This window comes from Candidatus Sodalis sp. SoCistrobi (assembly GCF_900143145.1).
In the GTDB taxonomy this organism is placed as follows: Bacteria; Pseudomonadota; Gammaproteobacteria; order Enterobacterales; family Enterobacteriaceae; genus SoCistrobi.
Window position 1 is genome coordinate 1 of sequence record NZ_FRDB01000352.1, and the last position, 1694, is coordinate 1694.

Annotated in this window: 1 pseudogene; it reads left to right on the forward strand. The window is 57.8% G+C overall.

The features are described 5' to 3' along the window. Positions 1-135: 135 nt before the first annotated feature. Positions 136-1490, forward strand: a pseudogene (gene ureC / locus CINSTRO3249_RS15645) (urease subunit alpha); the annotation flags it as partial. Positions 1491-1694 lie beyond the last annotated feature (204 nt).

The window sequence follows — 1694 nt, forward strand, 5'->3', positions numbered from 1 at the left end:
AATATGTCACCAGGGTTTAATCTGACGTACAAGCTGTAAGCTTAAGGCAGAGTACAAACTCACCGGTAACATCCCAATGATCAGTTGGGGATCATTAACCTTTGAAAGTCAATGATCAAGATATAAGGCAGAGTCATGAGCCATCTTTCCCGGCGTGCTTATGCGGACATGTTCGGTCCCACCACCGGTGACGCCGTACGGCTGGCGGATACCGATTTGTGGGTTGAAGTCGAGCAAGATTTCACCTGTTACGGCGAAGAGGTCAAATTCGGCGGCGGTAAGGTGATCCGCGACGGGATGGGGCAGGGGCAAATGACCGCCGCGCACTGCGTCGATCTGGTCCTCACCAACGCGCTGATTATCGATCACTGGGGTATCGTGAAGGCGGATATCGGCGTAAAGGACGGCCGTATCCTGTGCATTGGCAAAGCCGGTAATCCAGATGTCCAGCCCGGGGTGACGGTGCCGATTGGCCCCGGGACCGAGGTCGTGGCGGCGGAGGGGAAAATCGTCACCGCCGGCGGCATCGATGCCCATATCCATTTTATCTGCCCGCAGCAGGCGCAAGAGGCGCTGTGCTCCGGCGTGACGACCCTCATCGGCGGCGGAACCGACCCCGCGGCCGGCACCAACGCCACCACCTGTACTCCGGGCCCCTGGTATCTGGCCCGTATGCTGCAGGCGGCGGAAGCGCTGCCGGTCAACGTCGGTTATACCGGCAAAGGCAATGCGTCGCTGCCGGCGGCGCTGGAAGAGCAGGTACTGGCGGGCGCTATCGGTCTGAAACTGCATGAAGACTGGGGGACCACCCCGGCGGCGATTGATTGCTGCCTTGGCGTGGCGGATCGCTATGATGTGCAGGTCGCTATTCACACCGATACGCTAAACGAAGCCGGTTTTGTCGAGGATACGCTGGCGGCGATCGCACGATTCACACCTACCATACTGAAGGGGCAGGCGGCGGCCACGCGCCGGATATTATCCGCGTCTGCGGCGCGAGCAATATCCTTCCTTCGTCCACCAACCCCACCATGCCTTATACGGTCAATACGGTCGACGAGCATCTGGACATGCTGATGGTCTGCCACCATTTGGATGCCGGCATTGCCGAGGACGTGGCGTTTGCCGAATCGCATATTCGCCGTGAAACTATCGCCGCCGAGGATATTCTGCACGATTTGGGCGCCTTTTCGATGCTGTCTTCCGACTCTCAGGCGATGGGACGGGTCGGTGAAGTCATATTGCGTACCTGGCAGGCGGCGCACAAAATGAAACAGCAGCGCGGCGCACTGCCGGAGGAGCGTGGCGATAACGATAATTTCCGCGTTAAACGCTATATTGCCAAATACACCATTAATCCGGCGATCACCCATGGTATTGCCCATGAAGTGGGTTCTATCGCGCCGGGCAAGCTGGCGGACCTGGTGGTGTGGTCGCCGGCGTTCTTTGGCGTCAAGCCCGCTCTGGTTATCAAAGCTACCGTGTTAAGTCAAGAAATTTAGCAGGGTAAAATCAACAGCCCAAAATCAAGGTCAATCCCGGTCTATCAGGGCGGCGCAAGCGCCTTAAGGTCAACAGCAGTCGCAGTTCGCACAGCTCACTGCTCTCAAACACTACGCCGGGCTTCGGCGGTCAACTGTGCAACAATGACCTAATTATGCGGTCTTACATACGCTACGTGCATCAGAAGACCG